The following is a 15,981-nucleotide window of genomic DNA, read 5'->3' on the forward strand; positions in this document are numbered from 1 at the left end:
CAAGAAGTCAAGACTGGAGGAGAACGTTCATGAGCATCAACGCGACAAGGCTGGCGCGGCGAAGCGCGCTCGGGCTGCTGGCCCTTCCGCTTCTGGCGCGCGGCGCCGCCGCGCAGGGCCGCAACCTGCGCCAGATCGTCTTCGTGCAGCCCAGCCCGTCGGCCATCAATTCCTACCCGATCTTCGTCGGCATGGGTGAAGGCTACTTCCAGGCTGAGGGGCTGACGGTGCGGTCGGAGGCCGTGAACGGCTCCGGCCCGGTGCTCCAGGCGCTCTCCTCCGGCCAGGCGCAGTTCGGCCGGCCCGGCCCGGGCCCCGTGCTGCGGGCGCGGGCGCGCGGGGTGGACGTGGTGTTCCTCTACAACTCGCTGCCGCGCAGTTCCTTCGGCATCCTGGTGAAGACCGGTTCCAGCTACCGGACGCCCGACCAGCTTCGCGGCAAGGTCATCGGCGTCGGCACCGCGGATGGCGCGGAAGTCGGCTTTGCGCGTGCCATCCTGAGCGACCTCGGCATGCAGGAGCCGCGCGACTACCGCTTCATCCCCGTGGGCGATGGCGGCCCGGCGGTGGCCGGCTTCATGCGTGGCGACATCGAGGCGTATGTCGGTTCCACCGCCGACGCGGCGATCCTGAACTTCCGTGGCATGGCGGTGCGCGACATCACGCCGGACCGCTACCAGACCTTCTTCGGCAACGGCTACGTCGCCATGGGCCCGTTCATCAACGCAAACCCGCAGGTGGTGGAGGGCTTCGGGCGCGCGCTGGTGCGCGCGACGCGCTTCACCAACGATCCCGCGAACCGCGACAAGGTGTTGCGACACCTGGCCGTGGGCAATCCGCAGGAGATCGAGAACCGGAACTTCGCCAACGCGCTGCTCGACCAGGTGCTGGAGAAGGGCAAGCCGCATGATCCCTCGAAGGGCTGGGGCTGGCAGGACCCGGCGCATTGGGCCGCCTGGCACCAGAGCCTGGTGGACAGCAAGGAACTCGCCGCGCCGCTGCCGAACCTGGAGGCGGCCTACACGAACCGCTTCATCGAGGCCTGGAACCGCACCTGACATGTCGGCCGCACGCCTCGAGGCCCTCGCCCCCTCCGGGCAGCGCGGCCGATCCGTCTACGAGCTGCGCGGGGTCAGCAAGACCTATGCGCGGCGCAACATCCAGGCGCTGGGCAGCGTGGACCTGACGTTGACCGAGGGCAGCTTCTCCGCCGTTATCGGAGCTTCGGGCTGCGGCAAGTCCACACTGCTGAAGATCATGGCCGGCCTCGTGCCGCCTTCCGCGGGGCGCGTGATGCTGGCGGGCAGCCCGGTGACAGGGCCGCGCCGCGACATCGGCATGATGTTCCAGCAGGCGACGCTGTTCCCGTGGAAGACGGCGCTGGAAAACGTGGTGCTGCCGATCGAGATCCGCGACGGCAAGGCCGCCGCGCGCGCCAAGCAGGACGAGGCGCGCGGCTTGCTGGAACTTGTCGGCCTGAAGGGCTTCGAGAACGTCTATCCGAGCGAGCTTTCCGGCGGCATGGCGCAGCGCGCGGCGATCTGCCGCATGCTGATCATGGAGCCGGCAGTGCTGCTGCTGGACGAGCCCTTCAGCGCTCTGGACGAGCTGACGCGCGACTACATGAACATGGAACTGCAGCGCATCTGCATGGCGCGCAACGCCACGGCCTTCCTGGTGACGCATTCGATTTCCGAGGCGGTGATCCTCTCCGACACGGTCTACGTAATGTCGCCGCGCCCGGGCCGCTTCGTGGAGGCGGTAGAGGTGGACCTGCCGCGGCCGCGCACGCTGGACATGATCACCACGCCGCGCTTCGGCGCGCTGGTGGACCGCATCCGTGGCCATCTCGACAAGGGATCCTTCCTGTGAGCGACGCCACCCTGCGTGCCGAGCCCGCGCCCGGCGATACCGTCTGGGTCGAGCAGGTCTCCTGGTTCGATCGCATCCCGCGTTCCGTCGCGATGCTTCTGCTGGCCGTGGCGTTCATCGGGCTGTGGCACCTGGTCTCCACCGTCGGCATCGTCTCGCCCATCATCCTGCCGACGCCGGCGGAGACCCTGCGGCACCTCATCTTCGTCGGCGAGAACCTGGCGACCGGCGGCTACATGCTCACCTCGCTGCTCGTCACGCTGCAGGAGCTGGTGATCTCCTTCGCGCTGGCGATCTTCATCGGCTTCACGCTCGGCGTGCTGGTGGGCGAGACCGCCTTCGGCGAGCGTGCGGTGATGCCCTATCTCGTCGCGCTCGACACCATGCCGAAAGTGGCCTTCGCGCCGATCTTCATCGCCTGGCTCGGCTTCGGGATCGAGAGCAAGGTGGCGCTGGCGACCTTCATCGCGACCTTCCCGATCGTGGTCGGCACGGCGGCGGGCCTGCATGCGGCGGACGAGAATGCGCGCATGGCCTTCAAGACGATGGGGGCGACGCGTTGGCAGACGCTGGTGAAGATGAAGCTGCCGATGGGCCTGCCGCAGTTCTTCACGGGGCTCAAGATCGCCTCGGTCGGCGTGATGGCCGGCGTGATCACCGGCGAGTTCCTTGGCGGCGGCAAGGGCTTCGGCGAGCTGATCCGCGTGGCCTCCACCAACCTCGACACGGCGCGGGTCTTCGCGCTGATCCTCTATCTCAGCCTGCTCGGATTGCTGACCTTCGGGCTGGTGGTGCTGGCGGAGCGCAAGCTGGTGTTCTGGCACCGGTCCAGCGTGCGCGCGGCAGGATAGACAATCAGACCTTGGCGCCCGAAGCCTCGGCGCGGGCGGCAGTCTCGATCTCGCGTTGCAGGAAGAAGTTCAGCAGCGTCCGCAGCGCGGCGATGGCGGCAAGCTTGCCGATGTCGTCCCAGGTGGGTGCGACCGCGGTGCGCAGGATGTCGGCCGCCAGCGTGAACTCCAGCGCGACGGCGAGCCAGCGCGCCAGGCGCAGCCGCAGGCCCTCGATGCCGGCTTCGACGCTGCTGGTGCGGCCGACCCAGACGAGGATGCTGCGCCCGACCGCGCCAAGCACGGCGACGGCGATGATCAGCACCGCGGCGAGCTCGACGCCGATCGCGACCCATTGCGTGACGTGCTTGATCAGCTCTTCCATCGCGCCAGCGGATCAGAAGCCGCCGCCGGCGTCCAGCCAGGCCTGCTCGGCCGGGGTGTTGTGGCGGCCGAGCGCGGCATTGCGGTGCGGAAAGCGGCCGAAGCGCCGGATCACCGCGCGGTGCCGCCAGGCGTAGTCGATGGTGCCGTCCGGCGCGCGCATGGCGGGATCGTCGCGCAGGCCTTCGAAAAGCGCGACGGAGAGGTCCTGGTCCTCCATCGCCTCGCCATGCTCGAAGGGCAGGTAGAGGAAGATCCGTTCCACCGGCGTCAGCGCCATGTCGAAGCGGTCCCGCAGCACGGCGTTGCGGGCCACCGCGCGCGCATGGGGATCGGAGGCGAAGGCGTCGGCATGGCCGCGGAACAGGTTGCGCGGGAACTGGTCCAGCAGCAGCAGTAGCGCCAGCGCGCCCTTCGGCGTTGCCGCCCAGCCATCCAGCGCCCCCTCTCGCGCCGGGACGACAAGCGCGCCGAATCCCTCGCGGCAGGAGGTGTCGAAGGCCGGGTCCTTGACGAACCAGGCCTTGCGGAAGTTGTCGGGGCCTTCGGCGAACCAGAAGGCGAGCAGGCGGTCGGCGTCGGGGGTCATGCCAGGGCGCGCTCCAGCAGGAGGACGGAGTGGACAGCCTCGCGGCCAGCAAGATCGCGGATCTGGTGGCGGCAGGAGGTGCCGTCGGCGACGATGATGGCCTCGGCGCCGGTCTTGCGGATATGCGGCAGCAGTGACAATTCGGCCATCGCCTTGCTGACCGGCAGGTTCTTCGCCTCGTAGCCGAACGACCCCGCCATGCCGCAGCAGGAGGAGGTGATCGGCGTCACCTTCAGGCCCGGGATGCGGGTGAGCGCCGCGACGGCGGCGGGGAAGGCGCCAAAGGCCTTCTGGTGGCAGTGGCCGTGGATATGCGCCTCGCCCTCCAGCGGCTTCAGCGCGAGGTCCGGCTTCGCCTTCGCCAGCCATTCCGAGACGAGCATCGCCCGTGCCGCAAGCTTCTCCGCGGCGTCGCCGGGCAGCAGCGAAAGAAACTCGTCGCGCAGCGTCGTCAGGCAGGACGGCTCCAGGCCCAGAACGGGGCTTTCCCAGCGGGACAGCACCTCCAGTGTGCGGCGAGCCTCGGCGCGCGCCGCGTCTATCATGCCGGCCGCCAGGTAGGTGCGGCCATCGTCCAGCGGGCGCATGCCGCGGAGCGGGCGCGCCACGGCGGGATCGGCGCCGGCGGCGCGCAGCACGCGCAACGCCGCGCGGAGATTTTCCGGCTCGAAGTAGCGGTTGAACAGGTCGGGCAGCAGGATGACCTCGTCCGCGCGTCCATCCGGCTCGCGGCACTCCCAGTCGTGGAAGGCGTTTCGGCGGAAGCGCGGCAGCTTGCGGTCGGCGAAGCCGAGCAGCTTTGGCGCACCGGGAATCATGGCGGGCCAATTGACGAAGGGCGCCAGCATCGCGGCGAACGGTGCCCAGCGCGGCATGCTCGCGATGATGCGGTCCTTGGGCGAGAGCCCGCGCGCGGCGTTGCGCGCGGCCGCGGCCTCCAGCTTCATCTTCGCCATGTCCACGCCGGTCGGGCATTCGCGCTTGCAGCCCTTGCACGCAACGCAAAGGGAGAGCGCATCCGCCACCTCGTCCGAGGCAAGCCCGCCGGGGATCTGGCCCGTCAGCGCAAGCCGCAGCGTGTTGGCGCGGCCGCGGGTGACGTGCTGCTCGTCGCGCGTCGCGCGGTAGCTCGGGCACATCGTGCCGGCATCGAACTTCCGGCAGGTGCCGTTGTTGTTGCACATCTCGACCGCGCCGAGCAGGCCGCCTTGCGGGCCGGGCCAGGCCGACCAGTCGAGCGCAGGCGTCACGGTGCGATCGGGCGTGTAGCCGTCGAAGTAGCGCAGCAGGCTGCGGTCATCCATCCGCGGCGGATGCACGACCCGGTTCGGGTTGAGCAGGCCATGCGGCAGCGCCGGCGTCGCGGGGTCGAAGGCGTCCTTCACCTGTTCGAAGGCGCGCACGATGCGGGCGCCGAACATCGGCTCGTGGAACTCGCTGCGCACGATGCCGTCGCCATGCTCGCCGGAATGGCTGCCCTTGTACTCGCGCACCAGCGCGAAGCATTCTTCGGCGATCGCGCGCATCTTCGTCACGTCCGCCCCGTCCTTCATGTTCAGGACGGGGCGGACATGCAGGCAGCCGACGCTCGCATGGGCATACCAGGTGCCCTTGGTGCCGTGGCGTTCGAACACGTCGTTCAGGCGTTCGGTGTAGTCGGCCAGGTCCTCCAGCGCGACGGCGGCGTCCTCGATGAAGGAGACCGGCTTCCCGTCGCCCTTCATGCTCATCATGATGTTGAGGCCCGCTTCGCGCACCTCCGCGACCTGCGCCTGGAAGCTGGCATCGGTGACGCGCACCACCTGGCCGGGCAGGCCGAGGTCGCCCATCATTTCCTCCAGCCGATCCAGCGCCGCAAGCAACGGCGCGTCCTCATGGCCGTGGAATTCCACGATCAGCAGGCTGTCAGGCTCGCCGATCAGGATGCGGTCGATCGTGTTGCGGTAGATCGGGATGGAGCGGCCAAGATCGATCATCGTCCGGTCCACCAGCTCCACCGCCTCGGGGTCCAGCGTGACGAGATGCTGGGAGGCCTCCATTGCGCGGCGGAACGACGGGAACTGGCAGATGCCGAGCATCTTGCGCGGCTTGATCGGCCACAGCTTGAGATCGAGCGCGGCGGAGAAGGCGAGGGTGCCCTCGCTGCCCACCAGCAGGCGTGCCAGGCTCGCGCGACCGTTCGTACGCGCATCCGGCGTCAGCGCATCCAGGTTGTAGCCACCGACGCGGCGGAGCTGGTGCGGGAACTTCGCTGCGATCTCCTCCGCCTCGCGCGCGCCGATGGCGCGCAGCTTCGCCACGATGTCCCCGACGGAAGGCGGCACGTCGGGGCCGAGATTGTCCGGCAAGTCGCCGAAGGTGAAGCGGGTGCCGTCCGCCAGGATCGCGTCGATGGCACGGACATTGTCGGCCATCAGCCCGTAGCGGATCGACTTGGAGCCGCAGGAATTGTTCCCGGCCATGCCGCCGATGGTGCAGCGCATCCAGGTCGAGGGATCGACCGGATAGAAGTGTTTGTGCGCCTTCAAGGCTTCGTTGAGGGCACCGAGCGTGATGCCCGGTTCCACGCGCGCGGTATCGCCCTCGATGGACAGCACGCGGCGCAGGAACTTGGTGCAATCCACCACCAGCGCGCGGTTCACCGTCTGGCCGCACTGGCTGGTGCCGCCGCCGCGTGGCAGGACGGGAATACCTTCCTCGCGGCAGATCGCCATCGCCGCCGCGACATCCTCCGCGCTGCGCGGCACCAGCACGCCGACCGGCTCCATCTGGTAGATGCTGGCATCGGTGGCGTAGCGGCCGCGATCGCCGGGCGAGAACAGCACCTCGCCCTGCGTCTCCCGCCGGAGCCGGTCCGCGAGCCGGCTGTCCCCGATCTTGGCGCGCCCGGTGATGGCGTTCATGCCTCGTCTCCCCGCATCGGCGGGCGGATTAGCGCGGGGCTGGCCGCAGGTCGCATCTATAATGCTCATCAATCCAACGGGGCTTACTCATTGGCAGACCGCATGGCCGGACGCTAGACACGCCGCAGCAAGAGGACCCGTCCCATGGCCTATTTCCAGTCCAAGCCGGTCGCCGGCCGCCACTTCCTGCAGATCCCCGGCCCGACCAACGTGCCCGACCGCGTGCTGCGGGCGATGGACAACCCGACGATGGACCATCGTGGTCCGGACTTCGGGAAGTTGGGCCACGCGGTGCTGGAGAAGGTCAAGGCGGTCTTCAAGACGAAGGGGCATGTCGTGATCTACCCGGCTTCCGGCACCGGGGCGTGGGAGGCGGCGCTGGTCAACACGCTCTCGCCCGGTGACCGCGTGCTGATGTGCGAAACCGGCTGGTTTGCGCATCTCTGGCACGAGATGGCGACCCGGCTGCAGCTCGTTCCCGACTACATCCGCACCGACTGGCGCCGCGGCGCCGACGTGGCGGCGATCGAGGCGAAGCTGCGCGAGGACAAGGCCAACACGATCAAGGCCGTCTGCGTGGTCCACAACGAGACCAGCACCGGCTGCACCAGCCGCATCGACGAGGTGCGCAACGCGATGGACGCCGCCGGCCACCCGGCGCTGCTGCTGGTGGACACCATCTCCTCGCTCGCCAGCATCGACTACCGGCATGACGAATGGGGCGTGGACGTCACCGTCTCCGGCTCGCAGAAGGGGCTGATGCTGCCGCCGGGCCTCAGCTTCAACGCGGTCAGCGAGAAGGCGCTGAAGGCCAGCGAGACGGCCAAGCTGCCGCGCGCCTTCTGGGACTGGAAGCCGATGATCGCGGCCAATGCCACGGGCTACTTCCCCTACACGCCCGCCACCAACATGCTCTACGCGCTGGACACCGCCGTGGACATGCTGCTGGAGGAAGGCCTCGACAACGTGTTCCACCGCCATGATCGCCATGCCGAGGCGACGCGCCGCGCGGTGCGCCACTGGGGCTTCGAGACGCAATGCGCGGAGCCGCGGCACTACTCCAGCGCCCTCACCGCGGTGCGGCTGCCGGAAGGCCACAGCGCGAACGCGCTGCGCGCCACCATCCTCGAAAAGTTCAACATGAGCCTGGGGAACGGGCTGGGGCAGCTCAACGACCGGGTGTTCCGCATCGGCCATCTCGGTGATTTCGGCGACCTCCAGCTGGTGGGCACGCTGGGCGGGGTGGAGATGGGGCTGCGCGCGGCGGGCATCCCGCACCAGACGGGCGGGGTGCTGGCGGCGATGGACTACCTGAACGGCAACGCGTGATCTGATGCAAACATGATCGGGGCGGGGCTTACGCCCGCGCCGGGCCGGGCCACTCTACGGGAATGGCCCATGTCTACCTGAACCGGATCGGTACCGCCGTGCCCCGCCATGAGGTGCACGGCGCCTTCCGCGCCTTCGCCGGGGCGCGCGTGCGGGACTGCGACCGCGCGCTGTTCGCCCGGATGGATGCGCGGGCCGGCATCGATCGGCGTTGGTCCGTGCTGGAGCCCGCCGCACCCGAAGGCAGCGGCACAAGCTGCGGCTTCTACCGATCGGGCGCCGCCTTCCCGACCACCCGCACCCGCATGGCCCGCTACGAGGCGGAGGCGCCGGCGCTGGCGGACCACGCGCTGGCCGATCTCGGCTTCGCGGCGGAGGCACCGCGGGTGACGCATCTGGTGGTCGCCACCTGCACCGGCTTCGTCGCGCCGTTCCTCGACCGCCACCTGGTGGAGCGCCACGGCGTGACGCGGGAGGTGGAGCGCACGCTGATCGGCTTCATGGGCTGCCAGGCCGCCATCAACGCGCTGAAGGCCGCCTGGCACATCGTGCGCAGCGATCCCGGCGCTCGCGTGCTGGTGGTGTGCCTGGAACTCTGCACGCTGCATCTGCAGGGCAGCAGCGCGTTGGAGCAGTTGCTGTGCTTCCTGCTGTTCGCCGATGGCTGCGCCGCCGCGATCGTCAGCGCTGAGCCCACGGGGTTGCGCATGGATGGCTTCCGCAGCGTGGTGATGCCGGAGGCCGCGGACATGATCACCTGGCGCATCGGCGATGACGGCTTCGACATGACGCTGTCCGGCCTGGTGCCGGTGACGCTGGCGCATGCGCTGCCGGATTGGCGCGCGGCGATGCTGGATGGCGCAGCGGTGGAGGATGTGGACCTATGGGCCGTGCATCCCGGCGGGCGCAGCATCCTGGATGCCGTGGAGCACGGTCTGTCGCTGCACCAGGGGGCGCTGGCCGAAAGCCGGGCGGTGCTGCGCGACCATGGCAACATGTCCTCCGCCACGGTCATGTTCGTGCTCGCCGCGATGATGCGCCGCGCGCAGGCGGGACAGCGCGGCTGCGCGCTGGCCTTCGGCCCCGGCCTCTCGGCCGAGGCGATGCGCTTCCGCGCGGTGTAGGCCATGCCGCGCATCCTGGCCGCGGAGATCATGGACGATCCCGGACAGTCCGAGGCGGATTTCCGCGCGGCGCTGGACGGGCTGGAGACGCTCAACCGCATTACCTTCGCGCATGCGCCGCTCCGCCGCTTCCTGGACGAGGTCGTGGCGGAGAGCGGCGCGACGTCGCTTTCGCTGCTGGATGTCGGGGCGGGCGGCGGCGATGCGCTGCGCGCGGCAGCGGCCTGGGGCAGGGCGCGCGGCGTCGCGCTTGATCTGTGGGGGCTGGATCGCAGCCCCTGGGCGGAGCGGCATGCAATGGAGCGTGGCACGCCGGCGCGCTGGATCACCAGCGACCTGTTCGACCTGCCCGCCGAACGCCGCTTCGACGTGGTGATGTGCAGCCTGTTCGCGCATCACCTGGACGATCCGACGCTGGTGCGCTTCCTGCGCTGGCTGCCGGCGCATGCCGCGCGAAGTTGGCTGATCCTGGACCTGCACCGCCATCGCGTGCCCTGGGCGGCGGTCTGGGCGGGCACGCGTCTGATGCGGATGCATCCGATGGTCAGCCATGACGGGCCTATCTCCGTGATGCGCGGCTTCACCCGCGCGGACTGGCGGCGGCTGCTGGAGGAGGCGAGCGTGGCGGCGGAGGTCCGCTGGGTGCTGCCGTTCCGCTGGGCGGTGACGGGGCGCGGGGGATGAGCGGCGCGGCGATCGTCGGCGGCGGCCCGGCCGGCGCTGCGGCAGCGATTGCCCTGGCCCGCGCCGGGCTGCGGCCGCGCCTGCTGGAACGCGACGCTGTCGCGCAGGAGAAGGTCTGCGGCGAGTTCCTGGCCGAGGATGCGGCGCGCGGGCTGGCGGAACTCGGCCTCGATCTGGTGGCGCTCGGCGCGCTGCCCTTGCGCCGTGCGATCTTCGCCGCCGGGCGCGCGACGGCGGAGATCAAGCTGCCCTTCGCCGCCTGGAGCCTGCCGCGCGCGCGCCTGGACGCGGCGCTGCTGGAGGCCGCGGCTGCAGCCGGTGCCTGGGTGGAGATGGGCATGGCCGTGGCCGAAGCGGTGCCGGACGGTTCCGGCTGGGCCTTGCGACTAGCTGATGGCACCGCGCTGCACGCGCCGGCGCTGGTGCTCGCCACCGGCAAGCATGAACTGCGCGGCCTGCGGCGCGCCGCGCAGGGCGGCGCGCTCGGGCTGAAGCTGGTGCTGCAGGGGGCGGCGCCAGACGCCGCCGTGACGCTGCTGGTCTGCCCGGGCGGCTATGCCGGGCTGCAGCCACGGCCCGATGGCGGCGCCAATCTCTGCGCCGCGCTCGATCCGCATGCGGCGGGCGTCGCCGCGGCGGCGCGATCGGCCGAGGCCTTCGTGGCGCATGTCGCACAGGGCTCGGAGCTGGCGGCGCGGCTGCTCGGTGCGATGCGGCCGGCCATGGCGCGACCCTTGGCGGTGGCCGGAATTCCCTATGGCTTCCTGCATCGCGGGGATGGGCCGTTCCGCGTCGGCGACCAGGCGGCCGTGATCCCCTCCTTCTGCGGCGATGGCGTCGCGATGGCCTTGCGCTCGGGCCTGCGGGCCGCGCAGGCACTGCGCGCGGGCGTGACGGCGCCGGCGCATCACGCGGCCTTCGCCGCGGATATCGCGGGCGGCATGCGTATCGCGCGTGGCGTCTCCGCCGCGGCGCTGCGCGCGCCGTCGGTCATGATCGCGGGGCTGCGGCTGTTCCCGGGGCTCGCGGGCTTGGCCGCGCGCAGGACGCGCCTGGGCTAGGTTGCGGCCAGGCTGTTGAGCACCGTGGCCGCATCCTCCTGCGCGTCGAGCGCCAGCAGCGTCTCCACCGCCTGTTCCGCCCGGCTCGCCGGCAGCACGCCCTGCACATTGGCCAGGAACTTCGCCACGATGTCCTCGCGCGTCATCGGGTTGGCGCGGGTGCCGCGCATGTCCTCGATCACATGTGTCAGCACGCGGCCGTCCTTCATGTGCAGCGTCACGCTGCCGCCGGAGCGCGAGGCGACCGTGGCGGGATCGTCCTCATGCAGCACGCTGTCGGCCAGTGCGTTGATCACGGGGTCGCGCAGTGCGTCCTCGGCATAGGCGCTCTTGTCCATGCGGCCGCGCACCAGCGCTTCCGCCACGGTGTGCTGCAGGCTGATGCGGCCATGCCAGGTGGTGGCGGGGCGGCGCTTGTCCTCCACCGGCTCGCAGACGGTCGCGAAGGAGCGGCGGCCGATGCGGCAGACCACCTGCGCGATGTCCTGCGGCCGCACGCCATGGCGTTCGCGCAGCTCCAGCGCGCAGGCGATGTGCGGGATCATGGTGAAGGCGCAGGGATGCAGCTTGGAGGCGATGTTCAGCACTTCCCATCGCTCGCCCAGCTGGTCGCACAACGCGTCGAAGCGCAGGTCGTCGCGGCCCTGGACATGGCTGCGGAACCAGCCGAAGCGTCCGTCATAAACCGTGCGCGGGCCGGAGATGCCGGCCTCGGCCAGCGCCATCGCGCGCATCGCGCCGGTCGCGGCCATGCCGACATGCATCATCTTGGTCGAGCTGCCATCCTCGAAGGAGGCGTTGATCCCCGCGGAGAGGCTGCCCGCTGCGCCGATCGCATCGGCAATCAGCGGTGCCGCATGGCCGCGCAGCTTCGCCAGGGCATACACGCCGCCGAAGCCGCCGAAGACCGCGGTGGGATGGAAGCCGAGCGTGTGCAGCCGGACCGGCGTGACGAGGCCGAGCCGGCAGGTCAGCTCGCCGCCCGTCAGCACGGCCAGGATCAGCGCGCGACCCGTGACGCGACGGCGATGGCATTCGGGGAACGCGACGGAGACGACCGGGGCGGTGGGATGGATGAAGCTCTCGATATGCGTGTCGTCGAATTCCAGCACGGCGGAGAGCACGCCGTTGACGAAGGCGGCTGCCATCGGCGCGACATTCTCGGCCTCGCCCAGGATGCGCGCGCCGCTTCCCTGGTCCAGCGCGAGCGCGGCACGGCGCGCCTGGGCAACCAGCGGGACCTCGCGCGCGGCGAGCATGACGCCGATGAGGTCGAGGATGCGCAGCGTCGTGCTCTCGACGACCGTGCTCGGCACGCGCTCGAAGGTCAGGCCGGTCGCCCATTCGGCAACGCGAAGGCTGAGCCCGCTCACTCCGCGCGGATCGCGGCGGCGCGGATCATGGCGCCGAACTGGCGGTTGTCCTCGCGCAGATCCTCGGCGAGCTGCTGCGGGTTGCGGAAGCTCGGCACGACGCCGATCCGGGCGAGCCGTTCCACCACGGTGGGATCGCGCAGCATGACCTCCACCGCATCGGCGATGCGCTGCACCACCTCGTCCGGCATGCCCGGCGGCCCCATCAGCGCCTGCCAGCCGGAGGTCCGCACGCCCGGATAGCCCTGCTCGGCGAGCGTCGCGATATCCGGCAGCTGCGGCAGCCGCTGCTCGCCCACTGCCGCCAGGCCGCGCAGGCGGCCCTGTTGGACATGCGGTATCACGCCGGTGTCGATCATGAAGTCCACGTCGCCGCTCAGCATCGCCTGCACCGCGGGCGCGGACCCGCGGAAGGGGATGTGCACGGCCTGGATCCCCGCCTCCCGCAGCAGCATCTCCGTCATGACATGCAGTGTCGAGCCGATGCCGGCGGAGCCGTAGTTCAGCTTGCCCGGATTCTGCTTCGCATAGGCCACGAGCTCCGCCAGCGTCGTGACGCCGAGCGTGTTGCGCACGGCAAGCAGGCGTTGCGATTCGCTGATGTTCGCGATCGCGGTGAAGCCGTTCACGGGATCGAAGCCGACATTGCCGAGATGCGGCAGGATCGCGAAGATCGCATTGCCCGCCAGCATGATGGTGTAGCCATCCGGCGCGGCGCGGCTGACGTTGCGCGCGGCTATGGCGCCGCCGGCGCCGCCCTGGTTCTCCACCACGACGGTGCCGCCGAGGCGGGACGCGATGCCTTCGGCTGCCAGGCGACCGACCAGGTCGCCGGTTCCGCCCGGCGCATAGGCGACGATCATGCGGATGGGGCGATCGGGGAAGGCGGCCAGGGCCGGCGCCGGCAGCAACGCCGCGGCGAGCAGCCCGAGGCTGCGTCGCCCTAGGCGGCCCGCGGTCCGATCATCCTCCGGCTGCATGGCACCATCCTTTCCGCAACGTTTCCTGCGCGCTGATCCTACCGGATCGTCGGGAAGGAATCGCGCGGCGCGTTGCTGCCTTCCGCGATACGGAATGTCGGCCTGCGCGGCCTCAATGCGTCCGCACGCTCTCCAGGTTCAGCAGGCGCGCCGAATTCCCGCTGATGAGCTTCCGGATGTCAGTCTTCGACACCTGCTGGTCGAGCAGGATGCGCACGATCTGCCGGTAGCCCTCCACCGGGCGCGGCGAGCCGAGCAGGCCGAGGTCCGAGCAGAGGCAGGTGCGGTCCACGCCCGCGACCTCGATCAGGTGAATCAGCTCCTCCGGCGTGAACTTCTTCGACTTGCCCTCCACCCACATGCAGATGGAGTGCTCGATATGGGCACCGAGCGAGACCAGTTCCCGGATGTCATCGTCGGTGCAGCCGATCATGTAGGTGGGGTGGTTCACCAGCATCTTCTGCACGCCGCGCCGCTTCGCCTCGGCGAAGACCTTGATCATCTCCGCGGCATCGAGATGCCCGCCGGCGAGGATGACGTCGGCCTCCGCAATGAGGTCCAGTACCTGCTTCGTGTCGTCGGTTACCTCGCCATTCGCGTCCGTCGCGCGCAGCGGAATGGCGTCCAGCATCTTCTTCGCGGGCTTCGGGAAGTTCTTGCCGACGGTCGCGACCAGCTCCAGATGGTTCGCGGCGGAGAGCGTGGGCATCCACACGATCTTCGCGCCGAGCTTCACCGCATGGTCCACCGCATGCGGATTGATGCCGCCATTCGCGTTGTTCAGCGCGATGCCCGAGAACAGCTTCACGCCGAGTTCGGGGAACAGCTTCTCCAGCATCATCGCATGCGCGGTGCCAAGGTAGAAATGGTCCTTGTAGAGGAGTGCGGTGAACTTCGCCTCCGCCGCGTCCAGCAGCGCCTCGTGATGATCGAGCAGGCGCGGCATGGCGGCCGGGCCGGAATGGCAGTGCAGGTCTACCGCGCCGACCAGGAGCTCGGCGACCTCGGCGTCGCGGGCGGTGTCGTTCGTCGTCGTGCTCATGCGGTCCTCTCGGAAGAATGGATCAGGCGGCGCCGAGGCTGCGGAGATCCGCCAGCGCCCTGGCCGCGGCCTGCTTCATCAGGCCCTGGTCGGAGGAATAGACGAAGGCGGTGGCGCCCACGCCGCGAAGCCACTCGGCTTCCTTCATCCCGCCGACGAAGACCATCACAGGCTTGCCGGCGCGCTTCGCCGCGGCGGCGATGCGGTCCACTGCGTCGCGGATCTGCGGCGCGTCATTGGTCGGCGCGCCCATCGCGGCGGTCAGGTCGCCGCGACCGATGAAGAGGGCGTCGATCCCCTCGGTGGCGGCGATGGCGTCGATCTCGTCCAGTGCCTCGGGGTCCTCGATCTGCGCGACCACCGTGGCTGCAGCGTCGGCGGCTTCGATGTAGTCCCACATCTTCCCGCCGCCATAGCCCGCGGCGCGGATCGAGCCGGAATAGCCGCGCCTGCCGCCCTTGTACCGGCAGGCGGCCGCCACCTGCCGCGCGAGCGCGGCGCTGGCGACATGCGGCACCAGCACGCCGGCCGCGCCGCAATCGAGCACCGAGAGCAGGTGATGCGGCTGCGCGCTCTGAACCCGCACCAGCCCGGCGGCGCCGGTCGCCCGTGCGGCGAAGAGCGCGGCGTCAGTGGATTGGCGGTCGAAGGGCGAGTGCTCCTCGTCCACGATCAGGAAGTCGAAGCCGAGCATGCCCAGGATCTCCGCCCCGTGCAGCGTTGGCGTCTTCAGGAAGCTGCCAGCGAGGATGTCGCCGCGCAGCAGCCTGGCGCGGAAGCTGTCGGGGGAGGGGGAAGGGACCATCCGGACGTTCCCAGGTTGCGCCGGTTTGACCGCGGCTATCGTGTTCCGCTACTGGGAACAGGCATTTGATATTCAGAACACCCGCCGGTCCGAAGTCAAGGCCGCCGGCCAGCAGGAGCGATGCATGCCGCGGAGCGACGCCCCGACGCGAGGCGATGGGTTGCAGGCCGTCACCATGGCCTTCCGCATCCTGGAGTTCCTGGCCGAGCAGCGCGGCGGCGTCGGCGTGACCCAGCTTGCCCGCGCGCTCGGGACAACGAAGAGCCGGGTGCACCGCCACCTCCGCACCCTGGTAGAGGCTGGCTATATCGTGCAGTCGCCGGAGACGGAGAAGTACCGTGTCGGCAGCCGGCTGGTGACGCTGGGGCGCGCCGTCGCCGAGAACTTCGATCTCGCCGCCATTGCGCGCGACGAGATGCGGTCGCTGCGGGACATGCTCGGGCAATCCGTGGTGATCAGCCGTGCCGACAGTGCCGGCGCGGTGGTGCTCGCCACCCTTCCCGGCCGCGAGGCCATCGAGATCGCAGTGAAGCCGGGCTCCATCATGCCCGCTCACTGCACTGCCCAGGGCAAGCTCGGCCTGGCCTTCGGCGAGCCCGCGCTGCGGGAGCGCGTGCTGATGTCGCGCCTCGACCTGCGCACGCCCCATACCATCACCAGCCCGACCGCGCTGCGCGAGGAACTGGTGCGTATCGCCGCCCGCGGCTGGGCGGTGGCGCCAGGCGAAAGCATGCTGGGGGTCAACGCGCTGGCCGCGCCGATCTTCGAGGGCGGCGGGCATATGGTCGGCGCCATCGCGCTGCTCGGCTCGATCCAGTTCATCGAGGCAGAGCCTTCGGTGGCGCAGATCCGTCATGTGATGCAGGCTGCCGCGCGGATCTCGGCGCAACTCGGCTACGCTCCGCCGGAGCGCGTTGACAGGGCGGCGGGCTGACAACACACTTCGGTCGCCCCTCGGGAACGATGTTCCGAGATGCGATACACGCCGAGGCGGCCGAGGAGACG

The 15,981-nt window shown here is 70.0% G+C and carries 15 protein-coding genes; 8 read left to right on the forward strand and 7 right to left on the reverse strand.

The genetic code is table 11. The features are described from left to right. The first annotated feature begins 29 nt into the window (after positions 1-29). The 3 genes from E4T13_RS00675 to E4T13_RS00685 are packed head-to-tail and all read left to right on the forward strand — an operon-like array spanning position 30 to position 2,723. Entirely contained in the window at positions 30-1,058 is a 1,029-nt protein-coding gene (locus tag E4T13_RS00675) for an ABC transporter substrate-binding protein (RefSeq protein ID WP_137176339.1), read from the forward strand. 1 nt (position 1,059) lies between these two features. Then, entirely contained in the window at positions 1,060-1,872 is an 813-nt protein-coding gene (locus tag E4T13_RS00680) for an ABC transporter ATP-binding protein (RefSeq protein ID WP_137176340.1), read from the forward strand. Further along, positions 1,869-2,723, forward strand: a complete 855-nt coding sequence (locus tag E4T13_RS00685; protein ID WP_206030049.1) for an ABC transporter permease — start codon at positions 1,869-1,871, stop codon at positions 2,721-2,723. Before E4T13_RS00680 ends, E4T13_RS00685 begins: the two co-directional genes overlap by 4 nt. Before the next feature lie 4 nt (positions 2,724-2,727). Here E4T13_RS00685 and E4T13_RS00690 read toward each other — a convergent pair whose 3' ends face one another. The 3 genes from E4T13_RS00690 to E4T13_RS00700 are packed head-to-tail and all read right to left on the reverse strand — an operon-like array spanning position 2,728 to position 6,578. Then, positions 2,728-3,087, reverse strand: coding sequence for a DUF1622 domain-containing protein (locus E4T13_RS00690; RefSeq protein WP_137176341.1), 360 nt, complete (start codon positions 3,085-3,087; stop codon positions 2,728-2,730). Positions 3,088-3,099: 12 nt separating this feature from the next. After that, positions 3,100-3,675: a DUF924 family protein gene (locus tag E4T13_RS00695; protein ID WP_137176342.1), complete on the reverse strand. Its 576-nt coding sequence runs from the start codon at positions 3,673-3,675 to the stop codon at positions 3,100-3,102. Further along, the gene (locus E4T13_RS00700) at positions 3,672-6,578 is read right to left on the reverse strand and encodes an FAD-binding and (Fe-S)-binding domain-containing protein (RefSeq protein WP_137176343.1); all 2,907 of its coding nucleotides are present in this window, start codon (positions 6,576-6,578) and stop codon (positions 3,672-3,674) included. The genes E4T13_RS00695 and E4T13_RS00700 overlap by 4 nt, the downstream gene beginning before the upstream one ends. Positions 6,579-6,722: 144 nt before the next feature. On the opposite strand from E4T13_RS00700, the gene E4T13_RS00705 reads away from it, so the two are divergent. The 4 genes from E4T13_RS00705 to E4T13_RS00720 all read left to right on the forward strand — a co-directional run bounded on the left by E4T13_RS00705 (position 6,723) and on the right by E4T13_RS00720 (position 10,776). Next, positions 6,723-7,907 (forward strand): alanine--glyoxylate aminotransferase family protein, encoded by a 1,185-nt coding sequence (locus E4T13_RS00705; RefSeq protein ID WP_137176344.1) that lies wholly within the window; start codon positions 6,723-6,725, stop codon positions 7,905-7,907. Between the two features lie 62 nt (positions 7,908-7,969). Continuing rightward, positions 7,970-9,031 (forward strand): type III polyketide synthase, encoded by a 1,062-nt coding sequence (locus E4T13_RS00710; protein WP_137176345.1) that lies wholly within the window; start codon positions 7,970-7,972, stop codon positions 9,029-9,031. A 3-nt stretch (positions 9,032-9,034) separates the two neighbouring features. Next, entirely contained in the window at positions 9,035-9,715 is a 681-nt protein-coding gene (locus E4T13_RS00715; RefSeq protein WP_137176346.1) for a methyltransferase domain-containing protein, read from the forward strand. Further along, positions 9,712-10,776: an NAD(P)/FAD-dependent oxidoreductase gene (locus E4T13_RS00720; RefSeq protein ID WP_137176347.1), complete on the forward strand. Its 1,065-nt coding sequence runs from the start codon at positions 9,712-9,714 to the stop codon at positions 10,774-10,776. The genes E4T13_RS00715 and E4T13_RS00720 overlap by 4 nt, the downstream gene beginning before the upstream one ends. On the opposite strand, the gene E4T13_RS00725 is transcribed toward E4T13_RS00720, so the two are convergent. From E4T13_RS00725 to E4T13_RS00740, 4 genes are all read right to left on the reverse strand, one after another. Further along, positions 10,773-12,149 carry an MmgE/PrpD family protein gene (locus tag E4T13_RS00725; RefSeq protein WP_137176348.1) on the reverse strand — a complete coding sequence of 459 codons (1,377 nt, stop codon included), beginning with the start codon at positions 12,147-12,149 and terminating at the stop codon, positions 10,773-10,775. The genes E4T13_RS00720 and E4T13_RS00725 overlap by 4 nt on opposite strands. Further along, entirely contained in the window at positions 12,146-13,129 is a 984-nt protein-coding gene (locus E4T13_RS00730) for a tripartite tricarboxylate transporter substrate binding protein (protein WP_137176349.1), read from the reverse strand. The genes E4T13_RS00725 and E4T13_RS00730 overlap by 4 nt, the downstream gene beginning before the upstream one ends. 112 nt (positions 13,130-13,241) lie before the next feature. Next, complete coding sequence (locus E4T13_RS00735) at positions 13,242-14,171, reverse strand: DUF6282 family protein (protein WP_137176350.1); 930 nt, start codon at positions 14,169-14,171, stop codon at positions 13,242-13,244. A 22-nt stretch (positions 14,172-14,193) separates the two neighbouring features. Next, positions 14,194-14,976 (reverse strand): HpcH/HpaI aldolase/citrate lyase family protein, encoded by a 783-nt coding sequence (locus E4T13_RS00740; RefSeq protein ID WP_137176351.1) that lies wholly within the window; start codon positions 14,974-14,976, stop codon positions 14,194-14,196. A 124-nt stretch (positions 14,977-15,100) separates the two neighbouring features. Between E4T13_RS00740 and E4T13_RS00745 the strand changes: the two genes are divergently transcribed. Beyond that, positions 15,101-15,910 (forward strand): IclR family transcriptional regulator, encoded by an 810-nt coding sequence (locus tag E4T13_RS00745; RefSeq protein ID WP_170984725.1) that lies wholly within the window; start codon positions 15,101-15,103, stop codon positions 15,908-15,910. The last annotated feature ends 71 nt before the right edge of the window (positions 15,911-15,981 follow it).

Origin of the sequence: Roseomonas sp. AR75, assembly GCF_005222815.1 — a bacterium.
GTDB lineage: Bacteria > Pseudomonadota > Alphaproteobacteria > Acetobacterales > Acetobacteraceae > Falsiroseomonas.